Source organism: Streptomyces sp. NPDC016851, assembly GCF_055562795.1.
Map to the genome: position 1 here is coordinate 1 of NZ_JBVHEP010000053.1, position 6,965 is coordinate 6,965.

General features: G+C 71.4%; 1 protein-coding gene. It reads right to left on the reverse strand.

Annotated features, from left to right (window positions below; genetic code table 11):
* Window positions 1-6,965 (reverse strand): amino acid adenylation domain-containing protein (locus ACZ3I3_RS41155; protein ID WP_467373001.1); only part of this gene is annotated, 6,965 nt, incomplete at both ends.

Below are 6,965 nucleotides of genomic sequence, written 5' to 3' on the forward strand. Positions count from 1 at the left end.
CCAGAACAGCCTCGACCTCACCCGGCTCCACCCGGAACCCACGGATCTTCACCTGCTCATCCGCACGCCCGGCGAACACCAGCCGACCCTCGGCACCCCAACGCACCAAGTCCCCAGTGCGGTACATGCGTTCACCAAAGCCACCGAACGGGCAGGCCACGAACCGCTCACCCGTCTGCTGCGGGCGGTTGACGTAGCCGCGGGCGACGCCGGCCCCGGCCACGTACAGTTCCCCGGCCGCACCCATCGGCACCGGGCTCAGTGCGTCGTCCAGGACATACACGCGCGTGTTGTCCAACGGCCGCCCGATCGGCAGTACCCCGTCGATCCCGTCCGGATCCACGACCCGATGCTGCGTCGCACACAAGGTCACCTCGGTCGGCCCGTACAACTGCCGCACCACCACACCCGGATTGGCCTCCAGCACCCGCCGCACCGACCCGGCCGGCACCACATCCCCACCCGTCAACACCTCACCCACACCGGCAAAACAGCCCGGATCCTGATCCGCCAGCACCCGCAGCAGACCCGCCGTCACATGCACATGCGACAAGCCGTGACCGGTGATCAGACGACGCAACACCGCCGCGTCCACCGCCTCATCCGGCGCCACCACGACCGTGCCACCCGACAGCAACGGCACCCACAACTCATACGACGACGCATCGAACGCGTGCGGAGCATGGAACAACACCCTCGGCGTCGCCCCCCAGCACCGGTCCCGGGCCAGCGCCACCACATCCCGGTGCGTGGCCACCACACCCTTGGGCACACCCGTCGAACCCGACGTGTACATCACATACGCGGACGAGCCCGGCTCGACCCTGGGCAGGACCACCTCGGCGGCCGCCTCCGCGGTGTCGTCGGCCGGCACGACGTCCAGTTCCGTCGTACGGACGAACTCGTGCCCGGTCGTCGCCCGATGGGTGACGACCCACCGCGCGCCGGCGTCCTCGACCACCGCGCGCATCCGCGCCACCGGCCACGTCATGTCCAGCGGCAGATACGTACCACCGGCCTTCAGCACGGCCAGCAGCGCCACCACCAGCTCCGCCGACCGTTCCATGACCACGGCGACGGCCGACTCCGGACCCACTCCGGCGGCCACCAGGCGTCGTGCCAGCTCGTCGGCGCGCGCGTCCAGTTCGCCGTAGCCGAGCCGGACGTCACCGGAGCGCACCGCGAGCGCATCGGGATCGACCGCCGTCCGGCGGGCGAACGCCTCGGGCACCGAGACGTCCGGTACGGCCACCGACGTGTCGTTCCACTCCGTCAGCAACCGCCGGCGCTCTTCCGCACCGAGCACATCGACGTCGCTGATCCGGGTGGCGGGAGCCGCGCCCAACGTCCGCAGCACCCGTACCAGTCGTTCCGCCAGCCGTTCCGCGGTCCCCTGGTCGAACAGGTCGGCGGAGGCGATGAGCAGGCCGTCGATCCCGGCCGGGTCGCCGGCCTCGTCGAAGGTCTCACCGAGATTCAGATCGAGGTCGAACTTGAGGGCGGTGACGTCGGTGGCCAGTGCGGTGGTACGCACCCCGGGCAGGGCCACAGCCGGGCCACCCGCGACCCCGTGGGTGTTCTGAAGGGTCATCATCACCTGGAACAGCGGGTGACGTGCGAGGGACCGGGCCGGAGCGAGTTCCTCCACCAGACGCTCGAACGGCACGTCCTGATGGGCCAGGGCAGCCAGCGAGGTCTCGCGGACCCGTCCCAGCACCTCGGTGAGGCTCGGGTCGCCGGAGAGGTCGGTGCGCATGACGAGGGTGTTCACGAAGAACCCGACGAGGTCCTCCAAGGCCCGGTCGGTACGTCCCGCCACCGCCACGCCGATCGGAATGTCCGTGCCCGCTCCGAGGCGGGACAGCGTCACCGTCAGCGCGGCCTGGAGGACCATGAACACCGTCACGCCCTCGGCCCGCGCCACCTCCCGCAGCCGCCGGTGCAGCTCGGCGGGGATCGCGACCTCGGCGAGCCGTCCGACGCGTGAGGTCTCCGCGGGGCGAGGCCGGTCGGCCGGCAGCTCCAGTTCCTCGGGTGCTCCCGCCAGGGCGTCACGCCAGTGCGCGACCTGGCGCGACAGCAGGCTCTCCGGGTCCTCCTCGTCCCCGAGCAGCTCTCGTTGCCACAGCGCGTAGTCGGCGTACTGCACCGGCAGCGGCTCCCACACCGGGGCCTCGCCCGCCAGCCGTGCCGCGTACGCCGCCGACACGTCGCGCGCCAGCGGCTCCATCGACCAGCCGTCACCCGCGATGTGGTGCACGACCAGCACCAGCACGTGCTCGTCCGGCGCCAGTACGAACAACGACGCCCGCACCGGGATCTCGACGCCGAGATCGAACGCGTACCGGGCAGCCTGCGCCACCCGGTCGGGCAGGTCGTCGTCCGACACCTCGACGATGTCAGGGGCGAACGCCGCCTCCTCCGGCGACAACACCTGCTGGAAGGGTTCTCCCCCGGCCGTCCCGAATACGGTGCGGAGCACCTCGTGGCGCTCGATCACGTCGCGCAGTGCCGCGGTGAATGCCTCTCGATGCAGCGTCCCTGTCAGACGCAGTGCCAGCGGAATGTTGTACGTGGGGCTGGGTCCGTCCAGTTGGCCCAGGAACCACAAGCGCCGCTGGGCGAACGACAGCGGCACGCGCTCGGGCCGCTCGCGCGCCGCCAGCGCCGTCCGGCCGGGCTCGGCCTCGGCCGACCACGCCGCCAGCCCCGCCGGTGTCCGGGCCTCGAACAATGCCCGCAGCGGCATTTCCACGCCCAGCGCCCTGCGGACCCGGCTGACCAGCCGCATGGCCAGCAGCGAGTGCCCGCCGACCTGGAAGAAGTCGTCGTCCACTCCGACCGTGGGCAGTCCCAGGGCCTCAGCGAACACCTGGCACAGCAGCTCTTCCCGGACGTTCGCGGGTGCCCGGCCCGTACCCGCCACACGCTGGGGCGCGGGCAACGCCGCCCGGTCCACCTTCCCGTTGACCGTCAACGGCAAGGCGTCCAACTCCACCAACACCGCCGGCACCATGTACGACGGCAACCGCTCCCCGACGTACTCCCGCACCGCATCCACAACCGGAGCTCCCGCCCCGGCGGGCACCAGATAAGCGATCAGCCGCTTGTCCCCCGGGATGTCCTCACGGACCACCACCGCTACCTGCGCCACCGCCGGATGCGCCGCCAGAACAGCCTCGACCTCACCCGGCTCCACCCGGAACCCACGGATCTTCACCTGCTCATCCGCACGCCCGGCGAACACCAGCCGACCCTCGGCATCCCAACGGGCCAGGTCCCCGGTGCGGTACATCCGCTGCCCACCGTCACCGAACGGGCAGGCCACGAACCGCTCACCCGTCATCCCCGGCCGATTCAGATAACCCCGCGCAACACCGGCCCCGGCCACATACAACTCCCCGGCCACACCCACCGGCACCGGGCTCAGCCTCTCGTCCAAGACATACACGCGCGTGTTGTCCAACGGCCGCCCGATCGGCACCACGCCATTGAGACCACCGGAGTCACCCACCTCGTGCTGCGTCGCACACAAGGTCACCTCGGTCGGCCCGTACAACTGCCGCACCACCACACCCGGGTTGGCCTCCAGCACCCGCCGCACCGACCCGGCCGGCACCACATCCCCGCCCGTCAACACCTCACCCACACCGGCAAAACAGCCCGGATCCTGATCCGCCAGCACCCGCAACAAACCCGCCGTCACATGCACATGCGACAAGCCGTGACCGGCGATCAACCGTCGTACCGCTGTCGCATCGATGCGGTCGTTCGGTGCGACGACCACCGTGCCGCCCGACAGCAACGGCACCCACAACTCATACGACGACGCATCGAACGCGTGCGGAGCATGGAACAACACCCTCGGCGTCGCCCCCCAGCACCGGTCCCGGGCCAGCGCCACCACATCCCGGTGCGTGGCCACCACACCCTTGGGCACACCCGTCGAACCCGACGTGTACATCACATACGCGGCCGCCGAGTCCTCCACAACCGGAAGCAGCCCCCCGTCCGAAACAGCAGCCACGGACACTTCCGCGATCCCGAGATCCTGCCCGGCCGACGCCTCGCTCACCAGGACCAGTCCGGCGCCCGCGTCCGCGACCACCGCACGCATCCGCGCCACCGGCCACGTCACATCCAGCGGCAGATACGTACCACCGGCCTTCAACACGGCCAGCAACGCCACCACCAGCTCCGCCGACCGCTCCATCAACACCGCGACAGCCGACTCCCGCCCCACCCCCGACGCCACCAGAGCCCGCGCCAACCGGTCCGAGCGCGCGTCCAGGTGCTGGTAGGTGAGCTCCACGCCGTCGGCGACCACGGCCACCGCGTTGGGGTCGGCTACGGCGCGTTCGGCGAAGGCCTGGGGCACCGAGACACCCGCCGTGGGCGCCGCCGTGTCGTTCCAGCTCGTCAGGATCCGTGCGCGCTCGGCCGGGCCGAGCACGTCGACCGTCGTCAGGGGCGATTCCGGGGCCTGTTCCAGGGCGGTCGCCAGGCCCTCGAGGCAGGTGAGCAGGAGCGTGCCCGCCCCTGCGGGATCGACCGGAGCGACGGCCTCCACCTCCACCTCGAAGCCCGTGCCGTCGTCGTCGACCGACACGACCACCGGGTAGTTCGAGTAGTCCCGGTGCATCACGAGGCTCACGCCGTCGAGGCCGGCGCCGGGATGCCGTTCGGTCGGCAGGTTGTGCCGGTAGTTGAACAGCGAGGTGAACAGCGGACCGGCTCCGGGCACCGAGCCGGCCTGCTGCGCCAGGGCGAGCGGGGCGTGCTCGTGCACCATCAGGCGGGCGAGCTGGCCGCGCATGTCCGTGAGGACGTCGGCCACGCTCTTGCCCGCCAGACGCAGCCGCACCGGAAGAGTGTTGATGAAGAGGCCCGGGGCGCGGTCGGCGCCGGCACCCGCGTTCATCCGCCCGAACAGGATCGTGCCGAACACCACGTCGTCGCGGCCCGACAGGGTGCCGAGCACCCGCGCCCATGCCACGTGGAACAGCGTCGCGGGGCTCACGCCGAGCGAGCGCGCCAGGGTCCGGATCCGTCCGGTCAGGGTGTCGTCGATCGGCAGCCTGACCTGTGCGGCGTCCGTGCCGTCCCCGTAGACGTCCATCAGGCCGTACGGGGCCGTGGTCTCGGTGACGTCGCCCAGCAGGTCCGTGAAGTACCGCTCGTGCTCCTGCTGCGACACCCCGGCCCGCGCCCGGGCCACGAACTCGCGGAACGGCACGGGCGCGGGCAGCCGGTCCCCCTGCCCGTTCATGAACGCCCGGAGTTCGTCGAGCACCACGTCGAAGGTGGTGTGGTCCTGGATCAGATGATGGATGCGCAGCAGCACCAGCGATCCGCCGTCCGGGAGGGCCGTCACCCGGACCCGCAGCAACGGCGCGCGCGTCAGGTCGACGGCGGACTCGCCCGCCGAGAGGAGCTGGTCGGCGGCCTCGGGCCCGTCGGGGTCGAGGGCGATCTCCTCGACCGGCAGTTCCGCATGGCGCACGACCACCTGGACCGGCTCGCGCAGCCCTTCCCACATGATCGCGGTGCGGTAGATGTCGTTGCGCTCCACCATCTGCCGCAGCGCCGCGAGGAACTCGTCGAGTCGTTCCCTGGATTCGACGGTGAGGACCATCGGTGTCGCGTAGACGTCCGTGCCGTCCCGGTCGGCCAGCAGGTGGTGGAAGAAGATGCCCTCCTGAAGCGGGGCCAGCGGGTAGACATCCTGGATGTTGGGCGCGCCACCCGGAACGGCCGTCACGAGGCCGGCCAGTTCCTCGTCCGTCAACTCGACCAGGGGGAGCATGTCCGGCGTGATCTCGGTGGCGTCGCCGGGAATCCGGCCGGGCGGCACCTCGATCTGATCGGGCCCGGCCACCGCGGCCAGGCGGGCAGGGGTCGCGGACGCGAACAGGGCCCGCACGGACACGGTGACGCCGCGTCGCCGCAGCCACTCCACCAGCGACACCGCCAGCAGGGAGTGCCCGCCCAGGGCGAAGAAGTCGTCGTCGACCCCGACCCGGTCCAGGCCGAGTACCTCGGCGAACGCCGCACACAGCAGCTCTTCCTGGGCGGTGACCGGAGCGCGTCCGGTGCCGGCACCGGCGTGGTCCGGCTCCGGCAACGCCCTGCGGTCCAGCTTGCCGTTGACCGTCAGCGGGAGGGCGTCGAGCTCCACGAACGCCGAGGGCACCATGTACGACGGCAGCCGCTCGGCGGCGTGTGCGCGCACCTCGTCCGTGACAGCGTCGCAGCCGTCGGCGGGCACTACGTAGCCGATGAGCCGCATGCCACCCGGTGCGCCGTCCCGGGCGACGACGGCTGCCTGGGCGACGGCCGGGTGCGCCGCGAGTACGGCCTCGACCTCGCCCGGTTCGATCCGGAACCCGCGGATCTTCACCTGGTCGTCCGCACGGCCCTCGAACACCAGCCGGCCTTCGGAGTCCCAGCGGGCCCGGTCACCCGTCCGGTACATCCGCCTGCCGGAGCCACCGAACGGACATGCCACGAACCGTTCACCGGTCAGCGCCGCACGACCGGCGTAGCCGCGAGCCAGCTGACTTCCGGCCACGTACAGTTCGCCCGCCACGCCGGCCGGAACCGGGCGCAGGCACTCGTCCAGCACGTACACCGACAGCCCCGGAAGACCGCGGCCGATCACGCTGCCGTGCGCGCCGTCGTGCGGCCCGAGACGATGGTGCGTGACATGCACCGTCGTCTCGGTGATGCCGTACATGTTGACCAGCCGCGGCCCGGACCCGCCGTGCCGCTCCCACCAGCCGGCGAGCCGCGCGGGCTCCAGCGCCTCTCCGCCGAAGACCACCGTACGCACAGCACCGAGCCCACCCTCGCCGTCCGGCCGCGCGGCCAACAACTGGTAGAACGCCGACGGCGTCTGGCTCAGCATCGTCACCCGCTCGCGCTCGACCAGCTCCAGGAACTCCACCGGCGACCGCGACACCTCG